The sequence below is a fragment of the Pseudomonas sp. Leaf48 genome (assembly GCF_001421885.1).
GTDB lineage: Bacteria > Pseudomonadota > Gammaproteobacteria > Pseudomonadales > Pseudomonadaceae > Aquipseudomonas.
Map to the genome: position 1 here is coordinate 1 of NZ_LMLH01000004.1, position 17,105 is coordinate 17,105.

A 17,105-nucleotide genomic window follows, 5' to 3' on the forward strand; every position below is an offset into this window, starting at 1 on the left:
AAGCCAGCGTGTAATCGCGCTGACTGCGCCTTTTCCCCGAATCCATTGCTCCCTCCTGAAAATAGGTCAGAAGGTGTAAACCTTATTCAGGACGGGACACCCAACAAAAAAAGGCCCGTATCTCGCGATACGGGCCTTTTTCGTAAGAGGGAAAAATCAATTACTTGATTTTGCCTTCTTTGTAGATCACGTGCTTGCGAACAACCGGATCAAATTTCTTGATCTCGATTTTGTCCGGAGTAGTACGCTTGTTCTTGTCGGTAGTGTAGAAGTGACCAGTACCGGCGCTCGAAATCAAACGAATCAATTCACGCATGATTAGCTCCCTTAGATCTTGCCGGCTTTGCGGATTTCGGCCAGCACGACAGTGATGCCGCGCTTGTCGATGATACGCATGCCTTTGGCAGATACGCGCAGACGCACGAAACGTTTCTCTTCTTCAACCCAGAAGCGGTGATGCTGCAGGTTCGGCAGGAAACGACGACGGGTTTTGTTGTTTGCGTGGGAAATGTTATTCCCAGTCACCGGACCCTTACCGGTAACTTGACAGACTCTAGACATGCCTCAGCCCTCTAAACCACATGCCCAACCCGGCATGGGTTGGCCGCTTAATCTCTCAGTCATTTGGCGCCAGGCGCCGCGTTTCTTTAAGGGTCTTACCGGCTACACCTACAAACGAAGGAACCGGGCCCCTAGAAAAGAGCGCTGCTTTATACCAGAAAGACTTGAGAGCAACAACATTCGGTGTGCGCACAACCCATAAAAAAGCCATTTTTTGCGCTACGAGCGCTTTGGACAAAGGCTATCGTCGGTGGTGACCGCTCGTCGAAGAAAAATCGGCTACCCTGCCAAGTACGCTTTTTGCCCAGCAGTGGCTCAGCAAAACCGACCGTCCATAGTCCCCTGAAAATGAATACGGGGATAGTCATTTTCAAAAGAGCCCACTAGGGTAAGCCTTTTCCAGACTGCACTTGCAGATGGGCCTTCGATCTGTAAAGGAATCCGACCATGCGCCTCGCTGCCCTACCGTTGTTGTTTGCCCCTTTCCTGCTGAGTCCGCAGGCCATGGCGGCGGCCCTGAGTGTCTGCACCGAGGCAAGCCCGGAAGGGTTCGACGTCGTGCAGTACAACTCGCTGACCACCACCAACGCCTCGGCCGATGTGCTGATGAACCGCCTTGTGGACTTCGACACCGCCAGCGGCAAAGTGATAGCCAGCCTGGCTGAGAGCTGGGAAGTCAGCCCCGACGGCCTGGTCTACGTCTTCAAGCTGCACCCGCAGGTGAAATTCCACCGCACCGAATACTTCACTCCGAGCCGTGAACTGACGGCTGAGGACGTGATATTCAGCTTCGACCGCATGCTCGACCCGTCTCATCCGTGGCACAAAGTCGCTCAAAGCGGATTCCCCCACGCCCAATCAATGCAGTTGCCCGCACTGATCAAAAAAATCGACGCCCTCGACCCGCTGACTGTGCGCTTCACCCTCGACCACCCGGATTCGACCTTCCTGGCGACCCTGAGCATGGGCTTCGCTTCGATTTACTCGGCCGAGTACGCCGACAAACTGATGAAGGCCGGTGCGCCCGAGAAGCTCAACAGCCAGCCCGTCGGTACCGGCCCGTTCATTTTCACGCGATTCCAGAAGGACGCCTCGGTTCGCTACAAGGCCAATGCCGACTACTTTGGCGGCAAGCCTTCGGTCGATCCACTGATCTTCGCCATCACGCCGGACGCGAACGTGCGCCTGCAGAAACTGCGTCGCAATGAGTGCCAGATCGCCCTGTCGCCCAAGCCTCTGGATGTCCAGGCCGCACAGCAGGAGCCGACGCTGAAAGTCGAAAAGACTGACGCGTTCATGACCGCATTCGTCGGCATCAATAGCCAGCATCCGCCGCTGGACAAACCCGAAGTACGCCAGGCCATCAACCTCGCTTTCGATAAGGCCAACTACATCAAAGCCGTGTTCGAAGACACCGCCGAAGCGGCCAACGGTCCGTATCCGCCCAACACCTGGAGCTATGCGAAAAACCTTCCGGGTTATCCACATGACATTGCAAAGGCCAAGGCATTGATGGCCAAGGCCGGGTTCAAAGAGGGTTTCCAGACCACCATCTGGACCCGCCCGTCCGGCAGTTTGCTCAACCCCAACCCCAGCCTCGGCGCCCAGTTGCTGCAGTCCGATCTCGCGCAAATCGGCATACAGGCCGAAATTCGCGTGATCGAATGGGGCGAGCTGATCCGCCGCGCCAAGGCCGGTGAACATGACCTGCTGTTCATGGGTTGGGCCGGCGACAACGGCGATCCGGACAACTTCCTCACGCCGCAATTTTCCTGCGCCGCGGTGAAGTCCGGCACCAACTTCGCCCGCTACTGCAACCAGGACCTGGACAAGCTCATCAGCGCCGGCAAGACCACCGGCGAACAAGGGGTGCGCACCAAGCTCTATGAACAGGCCCAGGCGCAGATCCAGCAGCAGGCGTTGTGGCTGCCATTGGCTCACCCGACGGCATTTGCCCTGACGCGCAAGGATATCGAGGGCTATGCGGTGAGCCCGTTCGGCAGGCAGGACTACTCGAAGGTCAGCATCAAATAATCCGCTCCTGCACGCCCCCCTGTAGGAGCGAGCATGCTCGCGAAGAACGTCAATATGACGCGGGACGCCTGAAAGGCCGTGTTCTCTGATCGTTTTTCGCGAGCATGCTCGCTCCTACAGGAGGGCGTCAGCCCTCTCCTACATCCACCCATACTCCGCCATCGACAGCGGATCGCCATCGCCGATGATGAAGTGATCAAGCACCCGCACGTCGATCAATTCCAAGGCCTTTTGCAGGCGCTTGGTCAGCTCTCGGTCGGCCTGGCTTGGGTTGGGGTTACCCGACGGGTGGTTGTGGCACAGAATCAGCGCTGCGGCGTTGTGGGCCAGCGCGCGCTTGACCACTTCCCGCGGATGCACGCTGGTGTTGTCGATCGAGCCGTGGAACATTTTCTCAAAGGTCAGCACTTGATGCCTGGAGTCGAGAAACAGGCAACCAAATACCTCATGGGGCTCGTGGCGCAGCAGCGACTTCAGGTATTCACGAACCGCCTGCGGGCTCTCCAGCGCCGTTTTTTCGCGCGCACGCTCAGCCAGATGGCGCCTGCTTATTTCTTGAGCGGCCTGCAGTTGGGCAAATTTCGCCGGCCCTAACCCCAGCTGCTTGCTAAATGTTTCCTGGTCCGCTTCAAGCAGCAAGCGCAGGCTGCCAAACTGACTCAACAAGTGTCGAGCCAGATCGACGGCGCTTTTACCGACTACGCCCGTGCGTAAAAATATCGCCAGTAACTCGGCGTCCGAAAGGCTTCCCGAGCCTTGTTCAAGCAACCTCTCCCGCGGCCGTTCCGCCGCCGGCCAATCGCGAATACTCATAGCACCTCCCTGTCTGTGGGCGCCGCTGTTCCGTCGCGGTCGCTGTGATATCGTAGCCCATCTTTTTTGCGGGCGAATTCACCTGGGGAGGGGGTTTCGCCACGTATGTCACCAACGAATTGAAAGGCAGGCCTATGCAGCGGCTGTATCGGAAACGCATTGTTCTGGGCGTCGGCGGCGGCATTGCTGCCTACAAAAGCGCCGACCTGGTTCGCCGCCTGATCGACCAGGGCGCCGAAGTGCGCGTGGTCATGACCCGTGGCGGCGCCGAGTTCATCACCCCGCTGACCATGCAGGCTTTGTCCGGCCACCCGGTTCACCTGGATCTGCTGGATCCGGCGGCAGAAGCGGCCATGGGGCACATCGAGCTGGCCAAATGGGCGGATCTGGTGCTGATCGCTCCGGCCACCGCAGACCTGATCGCCCGCTTGGCCCAAGGCATTGCCGACGATTTGCTGACCACCCTGGTGCTGGCCACCGACGCCGTGGTCGCCGTTGCCCCGGCAATGAACCAGGCCATGTGGCGCGACCCGGCCACCCAAGCCAACCTGCAACTCCTTGAAAGCCGTGGCCTGAAGACTTTCGGCCCGGCCTCCGGCAGCCAGGCCTGCGGCGACGTTGGCATGGGTCGCATGATGGAAGCCAACGATCTGGCCCAATGCGCGGCAGACTGCTTCCAGCGCCAGGCGTTGACCGGCCGCCACGTGGTGATCACCGCTGGCCCGACTCAGGAAAACATCGATCCGGTGCGTTACATCACCAACCACAGCTCCGGAAAAATGGGCTTTGCCCTGGCCGAAGCGGCGGTGGAAGCTGGCGCCCGCGTCACCCTGATCAGTGGCCCCGTGCATCTGCCGACCCCGGACCGCGTTACGCGAATCGATGTCGTCAGTGCCCGCGACATGCTCGCCGCCTGCGAATCCGCGATCCCGTGCGATGTGTTCATCGCCTCTGCGGCGGTTGCGGACTACCGACCAGAGGTCGTTGCCCCGCAAAAACTTAAGAAAGATCCTACAAGCGGCGACGGCTTCGTTCTGCAAATGGTGCGCAACCCGGACATCCTGGCCACCATCGCGACCCGTCCCGACCCCCCGTTCAGTGTCGGTTTTGCCGCCGAAACCGAACACCTGCTCGATTACGCTGCCCGCAAGCTGAAAGACAAGAATCTCGATTTGATTGTCGCCAACGACGTCGCCAACCCGACCATTGGCTTCAACAGCGAAGAAAACGCATGCAGCGTGATCGACCGCGAGCTTCATACCACCGCTTTCGCCCAGACCAGCAAGAGCAAGATTGCTCGCCAGCTGGTGACTTTTATCGCCGAACGTCTGAACCAGGTTTAATTTACATGCACGCTTTGCAAGCCAAGATCCTCGACCCCCGCATCGGTACCGAATTCCCGCTGCCGCAGTACGCCACGCCAGGCTCCGCCGGCCTCGACCTGCGGGCCATGCTGGAGCAAGACATCGTGATCAAGCCGGGCGAGACCGTGTTGATTCCGACCGGCCTGTCGGTCTACATCGGCGACCCGAATCTCGCCGCACTGATCCTGCCGCGTTCGGGAATGGGCCATAAGCATGGCATCGTGCTGGGCAATCTGGTCGGCCTGATCGATTCCGATTACCAGGGCCCATTGATGGTTTCCTGCTGGAACCGCGGCCAGACCGACTTCACCATGACCGTCGGCGAGCGTCTGGCGCAATTGGTGCTGGTGCCGGTAGTGCAGGCGCATTTCGAGATGGTCGACGAGTTTGTCGAGACCGAGCGCGGAACTGGCGGATTCGGCCACACTGGCACCAAATAACCGGATACCCATGTAGGAGTTGCCGAAGGCTGCGATCTTTTTATTTTGATTTTTCAAGATCAAAAGATCGCAGCCTTCGGCGGCTCCTACACAAGATCCGAGACCGTCTGGAATCAAGGCATTGGCCGGCCAAAAAGCCGCTCGCGTCGCTGGCATGGCCTTTTCGCACCACGAACTCTCTGTGAAAAACGCCGTCATACCCTTCAGTTTGAGCCTGCTGAGTGACCCGCAGGCAGGTCCAGCCAACTTCGAGATGGAGCATTCCACAGATGAACACCCCGGCCAAAATCGCCCCCAAGTTCCCCGACAGCATCTTCCGCGCCTACGACATTCGCGGCACCGTACCGGAATTCCTGAATGCCGAAACCGCATACTGGATCGGTCGCGCCGTCGGCTCCCAGAGCCTGGCCCAAGGCGAGCCGAACGTCTGCGTTGGCCGTGACGGGCGCCTGTCCGGCCCGGAGCTGGTCGAGCAATTGATCAGGGGCATCGCCGACAGCGGCTGCCACGTCAGCGATGTCGGCCTGGTCCCGACTCCGGCGCTGTACTACGCCGCCAACGTACTGGCCGGCAAATCCGGTGTGATGCTCACCGGCAGCCACAACCCGTCGAACTACAACGGCTTCAAGATCGTCATAGCCGGCGACACCCTGGCCAACGAACAGATCCAGGCCCTGCACGATCGCCTCAAGACCAACAACCTGAGCAGCGGCCAAGGCAGCATCACTCAGGTCGAAATCCTCGACCGCTACACCACTGAAATCGTCCAGGACATCAAACTGGCCCGACGCCTGAAAGTGGTCGTGGACTGTGGCAACGGCGCTGCCGGCGTGATCGCCCCGCAACTGATCGAAGCCCTGAACTGCGAAGTCATCCCGCTGTTCTGTGAAGTCGACGGCAACTTCCCCAACCATCACCCGGACCCGGGCAAGCCAGAAAACCTCGTAGACCTGATCGCCAAGGTCAAGGAAACCAACGCCGATATCGGCCTGGCCTTCGACGGTGACGGCGACCGTGTCGGCGTGGTGACCAACACCGGCAGTATCGTCTACCCGGACCGCCTGCTGATGCTGTTTGCCCGCGACGTAGTGGCGCGCAACCCGGGCGCCGAGATCATCTTCGACGTCAAATGCACCCGTCGCCTGATCCCGCTGATCAAGGAATACGGCGGCCGGTCGTTAATGTGGAAGACTGGTCATTCGTTGATCAAAAAGAAAATGAAACAATCCGGCGCCCTGCTGGCTGGCGAAATGAGCGGGCACATCTTCTTCAAGGAGCGCTGGTTCGGTTTCGACGACGGTATATACAGCGCCGCGCGCTTGCTGGAGATCCTCAGCAAGGAAAAATCCACGGCGGAAGAGCTGTTCGCGACCTTCCCGAACGATATTTCTACGCCGGAAATCAATATCCATGTGACCGAAGAGAGCAAATTCAGCATCATTGATGCATTGCACGACGCACAGTGGGGCCCAGGTGCCGACCTGACCACCATTGACGGCGTGCGAGTTGACTACGCCAAAGGCTGGGGCCTGGTGCGCGCGTCCAACACCACTCCGGTGCTGGTGTTGCGCTTCGAGGCCGATGACGAGGCAGAACTGCAGCGCATCAAGGATGTGTTCCACGTCCAGTTGAAGCGTGTTGCGCCCGATCTCCAACTACCGTTCTGATTCACCCGGAGCCCTGAATGACCCTCGAACGCGAAGCCGCCGCCAATACCGCCAAGGTCCTGTCCGAAGCGCTGCCTTACATCCGACGCTATGTCGGCAAGACCCTGGTGATCAAATACGGCGGCAACGCGATGGAAAGCGAGGAGCTGAAAACCGGCTTCGCACGCGACATCGTTTTGATGAAAGCCGTGGGCATCAACCCGGTAGTGGTTCATGGCGGCGGCCCGCAAATCGGCGACCTGCTCAAGCGTCTGTCGATCGAGAGCCACTTTGTCGACGGCATGCGCGTCACCGACGCGGCGACCATGGACGTGGTAGAAATGGTCCTCGGCGGCCAGGTCAACAAGGAAATCGTCAACCTGATCAACCGTCACGGCGGCAGCGCCATCGGCCTCACCGGTAAAGACGCCGAGCTGATTCGCGCGAAAAAGCTCACCGTCACCCGTCAGACGCCGGAAATGACTACCCCGGAAATCATCGACATCGGTCATGTCGGCGAAGTGGTCGGGATCAACACCGACCTGCTGAACCTGCTGGTCAAAGGTGATTTCATCCCGGTGATCGCGCCAATAGGCGTGGGCCCCAATGGTGAGTCGTACAACATCAATGCCGACCTGGTCGCCGGTAAAGTCGCCGAGGCGCTGAAAGCAGAGAAACTGATGCTGCTGACCAATATCGCCGGCCTGATGGACAAGTCGGGCACTGTTCTCACCGGCCTGACCACCCAGCAGGTCGACGAGTTGATCGCCGACGGCACGATCTATGGCGGCATGCTGCCGAAGATCCGTTGCGCACTGGAAGCGGTCCAGGGCGGCGTGGGCAGCTCATTGATCATCGACGGTCGCGTGCCGAATGCGATCCTGCTGGAGATCTTCACCGATACCGGTGTAGGCACCCTGATCAGTAATCGCAAGCGTCACTAAGCCGTAGCGAATACAAAAAGACCCCACTCAGCCTGGCTGAGCGGGGTCTTTTTTTGCCGCAGATCCCTGTAGGAGCGAGCATGCTCGCGAAAAACTTCAACGATAACGCGGGGCACCTGACGGAAAGTGGCGCCCTGACGCCCATCGCGAGCATGCTCGCTCCTACAGGGTCGGTGTATCAGACGCCGAACTGGGCCCGATAGGCTTCTACGGCCGGCAGATGCTGCTTGAGCTGCGGATCGTCGGCGAGGAACTCCAGCACCTGGTTCAGCGAAACAATGCTGATCACCGGAATACCGAAGTCACGCTCCACTTCCTGGATCGCCGACAACTCGCCGTTACCGCGCTCCTGGCGGTTCAGGGCGATCAACACGCCAGCCGCTTTGGCGCCGTCCTGGGAAGCGATGATCTGCATCACTTCACGGATCGCGGTGCCAGCCGTGATGACGTCATCGATGATCAGCACTTCACCGGTCAACGGAGCGCCGACCAGGCTGCCGCCCTCGCCGTGGGCCTTGGCTTCCTTGCGGTTGAAGCACCATGGCAGGTCACGGTTGTGATGCTCGGCCAGGGCCACAGCAGTAGTCGCCGCCAAAGGAATGCCTTTGTACGCCGGGCCGAACAGCACGTCGAAGGCAATCCCGCTCTCGGCAATGGCTGCAGCATAGAAACGACCCAGCTGGGCCAGGGCCGAACCTGAGTTGAACAGACCGGCATTGAAGAAGTAAGGACTGGTGCGCCCGGACTTCAGGGTGAACTCACCGAAGCGCAAAACCCCGCGATCGATGGCAAAACGAATGAAATCGCGCTGATACGCTTGCATGAAAAACCCCAAATACCACGGATTTAGCTAATTAGCTTGACGCCGTGTATCATACACGCACGCGATTTTTGGGGCCATTTATGCGGATCATCAGTGTGAACGTCAATGGTATTCAGGCGGCAGTCGAGCGAGGTTTGCTCAGTTGGCTGCAGGCACAGAATGCTGACGTCATCTGCCTGCAGGACACCCGCGCCTCTGCCTTTGAACTGGACGATCCAGCCTTCCAACTGGATGGATACTTCCTTTATGCCTGCGATGCCGAAGTCCCTGCCCAAGGTGGCGTGGCTTTGTATTCGCGGCTGCAACCGAAGGCTGTCATCAGCGGTCTCGGTTTCGAGACGGCCGACCGCTACGGGCGCTACCTGCAAGCCGATTTCGACAAGGTCAGCATCGCGACCTTGCTGCTCCCTTCGGGGCAGAACGGCGATGAAGACTTGAACCAGAAGTTCAAGCTAATGGACGATTTCGCCCGTTATCTGGATAAACAGCGACGCAAACGTCGCGAGTACATTTATTGTGGCTCGCTATACGTGGCGCAACAGAAGCTGGATATCAAGAACTGGCGCGACAGCCAGCAATCCCCGGGTTTCCTGGCACCTGAACGTGCCTGGATGGACGAGATTGTCGGCAACATGGGTTATGTCGACGCCCTGCGCGAAGTCAGTCGTGAAGGCGACCAGTACAGCTGGTGGCCGGACAACGAACAGGCCGAAATGCTCAACCTCGGCTGGCGTTTCGACTATCAGCTGCTGACCCCTGGCCTGCGCCGCTTTGTACGCAGTGCACGCCTGCCACGTCAGCCGCGGTTCTCGCAGCACGCGCCGCTGATCGTGGACTACGACTGGACGCTGACTATCTGAGGCGTCGGATCAATAAAAATGCCCGTATCGCAAGATACGGGCATTTTTTATGGCTCAACCAGGCTGAACTTAGACAGCGACAAAAAAAGGCAGCGCAAGAAACAACTTGATCACGATGACGTTGATGATGTCGATGAAAAATGCTCCCACCATGGGCACTACCAGAAACGCAATCTGCGATGGCCCGAAGCGCTGCGTGACGGCTTGCATGTTTGCAATAGCTGTTGGCGTGGCACCCAGTCCGAAACCGCAGTGCCCTGCCGCCAGTACGGCCGCATCGTAGTTGCTACCCATTATTCTGAACGTCACGAATATCGCAAACAACGCCATGACAATAGTTTGAACAGCCAGAATGATGAAGATCGGCAAAGCCAGTGAAGCCAGATCCCATAGCTTAAGAGACATCAAGGCAATGGCCAGGAACAGTGACAAACTGACATTGCCCAGCACCGAGACTTCACGCTCAAACACCTGATACAAGCCCAGTGCTGAAAGTCCATTACGTAATACAACACCCACGAACAACACACAAACGAACGTCGGCAACTCAAATGCACTGCCCAGCAGCCAGCCATTAAGAAGATTACCTGCCAGCAAGCTGACGGCAATCAGGGCGAGTGTCTCGATAAACGAAAAGGGTGTGATCGAACGTTCTTTGTTTGGTTGCTCAAAACCCTTTGGCACGCGCAGCTTGGCTTGCTCAGCACAACCGGGGACTTGCACTCGCTTGATCAGCAGGCGAGCGACCGGCCCACCAATCAGACCACCCAGCACCAAACCAAAAGTCGCAGAAGCCATCGCAAGCTCGGAAGCCGAAGCCAGGCCGTACTTTTCACTGAATGTCGCGCTCCAGGCAGCGCCTGTGCCGTGACCGCCAGCCAAAGTGACCGAACCCGTCAGCAAGCCCATCAGAGGGTCAAGCCCCAGCAGACTTGCGAGACCGATGCCCATGGCATTCTGGACCAGCAACAGCCCGGTGACCGCGAGAATAAAAATCCCCACGACACGCCCGCCCTTTTTCAAGCTGGCGAAGTCCGCGCTCAAGCCAATGGTGGCGAAGAACGCCAACATCAAGGGCGTCTGCAACGAGGTGTCGAACCGCACTTGAATATCAAAGCTGCGTAAAGCCAGGAGAGCCAGGGCGACCACCAGGCCACCTGCTACAGGTTCGGGGATATTGTAGGCGCGTAAAAATCCTACACGAGTGACAAGTCCGCGACCCAGTAACAGCACTAAAGAGGCGGCGACTAACGTTCCATAAAAATCGAGCTGAATCATTTGCATCATTCTTGGATAAGTATTCAGGGGCGAACTTTTTACCTGGACACGCCTCTTGAACAGGTTGATCTCCTCAACACTGGCTGATGTTAGATTCAAGAACCTTCACTGGTCTGAATATATCAAAATATTTCTTGAAATATTTCGCGGTGGCAACTTTATCAATCAGCTCGCCTTATTGCCAAGCACATGGGCACTATTGACACTTTACAGTTGTGACTAAAAGTGTAAACAACTCGGCATTGGGGATTCAACGAATCCTGGTACACGGTGATTGATACAACTAGCAAAGATTTAACACAACTAGAAACACTTATTTAATAAACGAAAATGCCCCGGAATTCCGGGGCATTTTCTTATTGTTGGTGCCAGTTCTGCTTGTGTAGAGCAACCGGGCTTTTACTTGATCAATCGCCAGGTAAACGGGTACCGGTAAGGGAGCCCCTCATTGGCTTTCACGCCTGCAATGATGGTCAGCACCAGCGCACCAATCGCAACCAGACCAAACAGGAAGAACCCGATAATCACCACCATGAGCAGGAAGCAAATGGCAGAGGCAATGGCGACGGTAATCTGAAAGTTCAGCGCCTCCTTGCCCTGTGCGTCGACGAACGGGTCCATCTCGCGCTTCATCTGCCAGAGAATCAGAGGACCGATCAGCGTCCCGAACGGGATCCAGATCCCGAGCAAGGCAGACAGGTGACAAAACATCGCCCACTGCCGAACGTCTTTACTCGGGGTGGGAAGTAGCTCTTGCTCATCACTCATCGCGTCCTCCTTGCTGGGAGCGGCCTGTTCAATCGGCCAGTGCAGCCTTTTGCAGTTCGAAGATTTCGTTCATGCCTTTCTTCGCCAGTTCCAGCATGGCGTTCAGCTCTTCAGGCTGGAACGGCGCGCCTTCGGCAGTGCCCTGCACTTCGATGAAACCGCCAGCGCTGGTCATGACCACGTTCAGGTCGGTTTCGGCCGCCGAATCTTCCAGGTAATCGAGGTCGAGCACCGGCTCGCCCTTGTACATGCCTACCGAAACTGCAGCGATCATTTGCTTGATCGGGTCGCCGCCTTTCAGGCCGCCACGCTTCTTGATCACTTTCAGGGCATCGACCAGCGCCACCATGGCGCCGGTGATCGACGCGGTACGGGTGCCGCCATCTGCCTGAATCACATCGCAATCGACGTACAGGGTGACGTCGCCCAGCTTGGACATGTCCAGCGCAGCGCGCAGGGAACGGCCGATCAAACGCTGGATTTCGAGGGTGCGACCACCCTGCTTGCCACGGCTGGCTTCACGCTGGTTACGCTCGCCGGTGGCGCGCGGCAGCATGCCGTATTCGGCAGTCAGCCAGCCCTGGCCCTGGCCCTTGAGGAAACGCGGCACGCCCGGCTCGACGCTGACGGTGCAGATGACCTTGGTATCACCGAACTCGACCAGTACAGATCCCTCGGCGTGTTTGGTGTAGTTGCGGGTGATGCGGATCGAGCGGAGCTGATCGGCAGCGCGACCACTTGGACGTATCATAGGGAGTACCTGTACTGGGGACGGAAAACTGCGGGCATTATAGAGCCGCTGGCCGCACCTGGGCACTTCTAAAAAAATCCGCCGACGACCGAAGGCTCTGCATGGCGTGGTATCGAAGGCTTGCAGACGTTTGTCACACCGTGTGTTTGGGCGCATCCGCGCCACTGCGTTACAATCCTGCGCCTTTGCTGCCTGTCGGCTTTAATTCATTGATAGCGGATCCCCGGAACCTCGGTTCTGCGCCCATCTGCACTGCGAGGTACCCCATGGTGCACAGCATGACCGCCTTCGCCCGCGTCGAAAAAGCCGGCGCCCAGGGCACCCTGAGCTGGGAACTGCGCTCGGTCAACAGCCGCTACCTGGAACCCCACCTGCGCCTGCCGGAAACTTTTCGCGACCTCGAAGGCGCAGTCCGCGAGGCCCTGCGCCAGGGCCTATCCCGGGGCAAGCTGGAATGCACGCTGCGGTTTACCGAGGAAAGCACCGGCAAGTCCCTGCAAGTGGACCGCGAGCGTGCCGCACAACTGGTCGCCGCCGCCGAGACCATCGCCAGCCTGATCAAGAATCCCGCCGCCCTCAACCCGCTGGAAGTGCTGGGCTGGCCCGGCGTGCTGGTAGGTGACGCCAGCGATCCACAAGCCCTGAATGCCGAAGCCCTCGCGCTGTTCAACCAGGGCCTCAAGGAGCTCAAGGCCGGCCGAGAGCGTGAAGGTGCCGAGCTGGCACGGCTGATCAACGAGCGTTTGACCTCCATAGAAGACGACGTGGTGACCTTGCGCGAACTGGTCCCGCAGATGCTCGCCACCCAGCGCCAGAAAGTCCTCGACCGCTTCGCCGACATGAAGGCGGAGATGGATCCGCAGCGCCTGGAGCAGGAAATGGTCATGCTCGCGCAAAAAAGCGACGTCGCCGAAGAACTGGATCGCCTGAGCACCCACATCATCGAAGTTCGCCGGGTGCTCAAGTCCGGCGGTGCCGCCGGACGGCGTCTGGACTTCCTGATGCAGGAGCTCAACCGCGAAGCCAACACACTGGGCTCCAAAGCCTTCGACCCGCGCAGCACCCAGGCTGCGGTCAACCTCAAGGTGTTGATCGAGCAGATGCGCGAACAAGTGCAGAATATTGAGTAAGGCTACCCTGACATGACCCACAGCACCGGCACCCTGTACATCATTTCCGCCCCTTCGGGCGCGGGCAAAAGCAGCCTGGTCAAAGCCCTGACCGACGCCGATCCGGAGATTCGCGTCTCTGTCTCCCACACCACCCGCGCCATGCGCCCAGGTGAAGTGAACGGCGTGAACTACCACTTCGTCGAACGCAGCGAGTTCGTGAAGATGATCGAACACGGGGACTTCCTCGAGCGCGCCGAAGTTTTCGGCAACCTCTACGGCACCTCGCAAAGCCACCTGCAGCAGACCCTGGACGAAGGCCACGACCTGATCCTGGAAATCGACTGGCAGGGCGCCGAACAAGTGCGCAAGCTGATGCCGCAAGCCCGCTCGGTCTTCATTCTGCCGCCGTCACTTGAGGCCTTGCACCAGCGCCTGACCAACCGAGGCCAGGACAGCGACGAGATCATCGACGGCCGGATGCGCGAAGCAGTCAGCGAAATGAGCCACTACGTCGACTATGACTACCTGATCATCAACGATGATTTCGCCCACGCTTTGCGCGACCTGCAGGCAATTTTCCGCGCCAATCAGCTCCAACAGAAGCGCCAGCAGCAACGTTTTGGCAAATTACTGGCTGAGTTGCTCGGTTAAAGAGCACTTCCCAAAACAGCTGCAAGGGCTTTACATTGGCACTTGCAGCGCGTTGAAGGGCTTGGTCAAAAAATCAGCGCTTCCCTAATCGCTGGTGATTTTTTAAACTGTTCAGTCCGCTCGCCCATCCGGGCAGCGCGCATATTGCATTTGCTACGAGGAAGACCATGGCCCGCGTAACCGTTGAAGACTGCCTAGAACACGTGGATAACCGCTTTGAGCTGGTCATGCTCTCTACCAAGCGTGCCCGTCAATTGGCCACCGGCGGCAAAGAGCCGAAAGTAGCATGGGAAAACGACAAGCCTACCGTTGTTGCCCTGCGTGAAATCGCTGAAGGCCTGATCGACTACGCAGCTATCGCCGAAGCCGAAATCGTTGAAGATGAACCGCTTTTTGCTGCATTCGAGGACGAGTCCAACGAGGCCGTCTAAGCCTATGCCTGGTCGACGTAGCACGGCACGGGATCACAGCTTGCGGCAGGAGACATCATGCCGAGCATAGACGCCCTCGCCGATCGCTTATCGACCTACCTCGGCAACGACCAGGTCAACCTGGTCCGCCGAGCGTATTTCTACGCCGAACAAGCACACGACGGCCAACGCCGCCGTAGCGGTGAGGCGTACGTCACGCACCCACTTGCGGTTGCGAATATTCTTGCCGACATGCATATGGACCATCAGAGCCTGATGGCTGCCATGCTGCATGACGTGATCGAAGACACCGGTATTGCCAAGGAAGCGCTGCAAGCGCAGTTCGGTGAAACCGTGGCCGAACTGGTCGACGGGGTCAGCAAACTGACCCAGATGAACTTCGAGACCAAAGCAGAAGCCCAGGCCGAAAACTTCCAGAAAATGGCCATGGCCATGGCACGCGACATTCGCGTGATCCTGGTCAAGCTTGCCGACCGCCTGCACAACATGCGCACGCTGGAAGTCCTGTCCGGTGAAAAGCGCCGGCGGATCGCCAAGGAAACCCTGGAAATCTATGCGCCCATCGCCAATCGGCTGGGCATGCACGCCATCCGCATAGAATTCGAAGACCTCGGCTTCAAGGCCATGCACCCGATGCGTTCCGCGCGGATAAACCAGGCCGTCAAACGTGCCCGGGGCAACCGCAAGGAAATCGTCAACAAGATCGAAGAGTCCCTCAGCCACTGCCTGGCCGTCGACGGCATTCAGGGCGAGGTCAGCGGTCGGCAGAAACACCTCTACGGCATCTACAAGAAAATGCGCGGCAAACGTCGAGCCTTCAACGAGATCATGGACGTCTATGCGTTCCGGATCATCGTCGACAAGGTCGATACCTGCTACCGCGTGCTGGGTGCTGTACATAATTTGTACAAACCGTTGCCAGGACGCTTCAAGGACTACATCGCGATCCCCAAGGCCAACGGCTATCAGTCGCTGCATACCACGCTGTTCGGCATGCACGGAGTTCCGATCGAGATCCAGATCCGCACCCGTGAAATGGAAGAGATGGCCAACAACGGCATCGCTGCCCATTGGCTGTACAAGTCCAGCGGCGACGAGCAGCCAAAAGGCACTCACGCCCGTGCTCGCCAGTGGGTCAAGGGCGTGCTGGAAATGCAGCAACGCGCCGGCAACTCCCTGGAGTTCATCGAAAGCGTGAAGATCGACCTGTTCCCGGACGAGGTCTACGTGTTTACGCCCAAGGGCCGGATCATGGAGCTGCCCAAAGGCTCCACGGCGGTCGACTTCGCTTACGCGGTGCACACCGATGTCGGCAACAGCTGCATTGCCTGCCGGATCAATCGTCGTCTCGCACCGCTGTCCGAACCGCTGCAAAGCGGCTCCACGGTCGAGATTGTCAGTGCCCCTGGCGCGCGGCCGAACCCGGCGTGGCTGAACTTCGTGGTTACCGGCAAGGCGCGAACCCACATCCGCCATGCGCTGAAACTGCAGCGCCGTTCCGAGTCCATCAGCCTGGGCGAACGCCTGCTGAACAAGGTGCTCAACGGGTTCGACAGTTCGCTGGAAAAAATCCCGGCGGAGCGCGTCAAGGCGATGCTTGCCGAATATCGCCTCGAACTGGCCGAAGACCTGCTCGAAGATATCGGCCTGGGCAATCGCATGGCTTATGTTGTCGCCCGCCGCCTGCTCGGCGAAGGCGAACAGCTGCCAAGTCCCGAAGGCCCGCTGGCGATTCGCGGCACCGAAGGCCTGGTACTCAGCTACGCCAAGTGCTGCACGCCAATCCCGGGGGACCCGATTGTTGGCCACCTGTCTGCGGGCAAAGGCATGGTCGTGCACCTGGACAACTGCCGCAACATCACCGAAATCCGCCACAACCCGGAAAAATGCATCCAGCTCTCATGGGCCAAGGATGTCACCGGAGAATTCAACGTCGAACTGCGTGTCGAGCTGGAACATCAGCGCGGCCTGATCGCCCTGCTGGCCAGCAGCGTCAACGCGGCCGACGGCAATATCGAGAAAATCAGCATGGACGAACGCGATGGTCGCATCAGCGTGGTCCAACTGGTAGTCAGCGTACACGACCGTGTGCACCTGGCCCGCGTGATCAAAAAACTGCGCGCGCTGACCGGGGTGATTCGCATCACCCGCATGCGTGCATGAAGCCCACCCTCACAAGGAGTCATTCATGACCAAGACTGTTATCACCAGCGACAAGGCCCCGGCCGCCATCGGCACCTACTCCCAGGCGATCAAGGCTGGCAATACCGTCTACATGTCGGGTCAAATTCCTCTGGACCCAAAAACCATGGAACTGGTTGAAGGCTTCGAAGCCCAGACCGTCCAGGTGTTCGAGAACCTCAAGGCCGTGGCTGAAGCCGCCGGCGGTTCGTTCAAGGACATCGTCAAACTGAACATCTTCCTCACCGACCTGAGCCACTTCGCCAAGGTCAACGAGATCATGGGCAAATACTTCGACCAGCCTTACCCTGCCCGCGCCGCCATCGGCGTAGCAGCCCTGCCAAAGGGTTCGCAGGTTGAAATGGATGCCATCCTGGTCATCGAGTAATGCGTCTGGCGCAGCTTCAGGCTGCGCCGACTGCTCAGCAGTAAAGAAAGCCTGAAAGGA

17 protein-coding genes and 1 pseudogene are annotated in these 17,105 nt (G+C 58.6%); 11 read left to right on the forward strand and 7 right to left on the reverse strand.

Going from position 1 to position 17,105, the window contains the following annotated elements; all coding sequences use genetic code 11:
- Positions 1–160 precede the first annotated feature (160 nt).
- Positions 161–316, reverse strand: a complete 156-nt coding sequence (gene rpmG / locus ASE98_RS04485) for a 50S ribosomal protein L33 (RefSeq protein WP_007894709.1) — start codon at positions 314–316, stop codon at positions 161–163.
- 11 nt (positions 317–327) lie between these two features.
- Positions 328–561, reverse strand: coding sequence for a 50S ribosomal protein L28 (rpmB, locus tag ASE98_RS04490; protein ID WP_007894701.1), 234 nt, complete (start codon positions 559–561; stop codon positions 328–330).
- 447 nt (positions 562–1,008) lie between these two features.
- On the opposite strand from rpmB, the gene ASE98_RS04495 reads away from it, so the two are divergent.
- The gene (locus ASE98_RS04495) at positions 1,009–2,595 is read left to right on the forward strand and encodes an ABC transporter substrate-binding protein (protein ID WP_060540176.1); all 1,587 of its coding nucleotides are present in this window, start codon (positions 1,009–1,011) and stop codon (positions 2,593–2,595) included.
- A 138-nt stretch (positions 2,596–2,733) separates the two neighbouring features.
- On the opposite strand, the gene radC is transcribed toward ASE98_RS04495, so the two are convergent.
- The gene (gene radC, locus ASE98_RS04500) at positions 2,734–3,408 is read right to left on the reverse strand and encodes a RadC family protein (protein WP_060540177.1); all 675 of its coding nucleotides are present in this window, start codon (positions 3,406–3,408) and stop codon (positions 2,734–2,736) included.
- A 134-nt stretch (positions 3,409–3,542) separates the two neighbouring features.
- On the opposite strand from radC, the gene coaBC reads away from it, so the two are divergent.
- The 4 genes and pseudogenes from coaBC (at position 3,543) to argB (ending at position 7,802) form a co-directional block, all read left to right on the forward strand.
- A complete protein-coding gene (coaBC, locus tag ASE98_RS04505; RefSeq protein ID WP_060540178.1) occupies positions 3,543–4,751 on the forward strand; it encodes a bifunctional phosphopantothenoylcysteine decarboxylase/phosphopantothenate--cysteine ligase CoaBC in 1,209 nt (402 codons plus the stop codon).
- A gap of 5 nt (positions 4,752–4,756) precedes the next feature.
- On the forward strand, positions 4,757–5,212 hold the full coding sequence (gene dut, locus ASE98_RS04510; protein WP_060540179.1) for a dUTP diphosphatase: 456 nt from the start codon (positions 4,757–4,759) through the stop codon (positions 5,210–5,212).
- Positions 5,213–5,502: 290 nt separating this feature from the next.
- Positions 5,503–6,879 (forward strand): annotated as a pseudogene (locus tag ASE98_RS04515) (phosphomannomutase/phosphoglucomutase); the annotation flags it as partial.
- A 17-nt stretch (positions 6,880–6,896) separates the two neighbouring features.
- On the forward strand, positions 6,897–7,802 hold the full coding sequence (argB, locus tag ASE98_RS04520) for an acetylglutamate kinase (protein ID WP_060540181.1): 906 nt from the start codon (positions 6,897–6,899) through the stop codon (positions 7,800–7,802).
- 178 nt (positions 7,803–7,980) lie between these two features.
- Here argB and pyrE read toward each other — a convergent pair whose 3' ends face one another.
- Entirely contained in the window at positions 7,981–8,625 is a 645-nt protein-coding gene (gene pyrE, locus ASE98_RS04525; protein WP_007975175.1) for an orotate phosphoribosyltransferase, read from the reverse strand.
- A gap of 80 nt (positions 8,626–8,705) precedes the next feature.
- Here pyrE and ASE98_RS04530 point away from each other — a divergent pair, with 80 nt between their 5' ends.
- Positions 8,706–9,485, forward strand: a complete 780-nt coding sequence (locus ASE98_RS04530) for an exodeoxyribonuclease III (RefSeq protein ID WP_003176915.1) — start codon at positions 8,706–8,708, stop codon at positions 9,483–9,485.
- A 69-nt stretch (positions 9,486–9,554) separates the two neighbouring features.
- On the opposite strand, the gene gltS is transcribed toward ASE98_RS04530, so the two are convergent.
- The 3 genes from gltS to rph form a co-directional block, all read right to left on the reverse strand.
- On the reverse strand, positions 9,555–10,763 hold the full coding sequence (gltS, locus tag ASE98_RS04535; RefSeq protein ID WP_060540182.1) for a sodium/glutamate symporter: 1,209 nt from the start codon (positions 10,761–10,763) through the stop codon (positions 9,555–9,557).
- 399 nt (positions 10,764–11,162) lie between these two features.
- The gene (locus ASE98_RS04540) at positions 11,163–11,531 is read right to left on the reverse strand and encodes a DUF4870 domain-containing protein (RefSeq protein WP_060540183.1); all 369 of its coding nucleotides are present in this window, start codon (positions 11,529–11,531) and stop codon (positions 11,163–11,165) included.
- A gap of 28 nt (positions 11,532–11,559) precedes the next feature.
- Positions 11,560–12,282 carry a ribonuclease PH gene (gene rph / locus ASE98_RS04545; protein ID WP_060540184.1) on the reverse strand — a complete coding sequence of 241 codons (723 nt, stop codon included), beginning with the start codon at positions 12,280–12,282 and terminating at the stop codon, positions 11,560–11,562.
- 266 nt (positions 12,283–12,548) lie between these two features.
- On the opposite strand from rph, the gene ASE98_RS04550 reads away from it, so the two are divergent.
- The 5 genes from ASE98_RS04550 (at position 12,549) to ASE98_RS04570 (ending at position 17,045) form a co-directional block, all read left to right on the forward strand.
- The gene (locus tag ASE98_RS04550; protein WP_060540185.1) at positions 12,549–13,412 is read left to right on the forward strand and encodes a YicC/YloC family endoribonuclease; all 864 of its coding nucleotides are present in this window, start codon (positions 12,549–12,551) and stop codon (positions 13,410–13,412) included.
- Positions 13,413–13,424: 12 nt separating this feature from the next.
- Positions 13,425–14,045 (forward strand): guanylate kinase, encoded by a 621-nt coding sequence (gene gmk / locus ASE98_RS04555; protein WP_060540186.1) that lies wholly within the window; start codon positions 13,425–13,427, stop codon positions 14,043–14,045.
- Positions 14,046–14,212: 167 nt separating this feature from the next.
- Positions 14,213–14,476 (forward strand): DNA-directed RNA polymerase subunit omega, encoded by a 264-nt coding sequence (gene rpoZ, locus ASE98_RS04560; RefSeq protein ID WP_007921129.1) that lies wholly within the window; start codon positions 14,213–14,215, stop codon positions 14,474–14,476.
- A gap of 57 nt (positions 14,477–14,533) precedes the next feature.
- Positions 14,534–16,639: a bifunctional GTP diphosphokinase/guanosine-3',5'-bis pyrophosphate 3'-pyrophosphohydrolase gene (gene spoT, locus ASE98_RS04565; protein WP_060540187.1), complete on the forward strand. Its 2,106-nt coding sequence runs from the start codon at positions 14,534–14,536 to the stop codon at positions 16,637–16,639.
- Between the two features lie 25 nt (positions 16,640–16,664).
- On the forward strand, positions 16,665–17,045 hold the full coding sequence (locus ASE98_RS04570) for a RidA family protein (protein WP_003229509.1): 381 nt from the start codon (positions 16,665–16,667) through the stop codon (positions 17,043–17,045).
- The last annotated feature ends 60 nt before the right edge of the window (positions 17,046–17,105 follow it).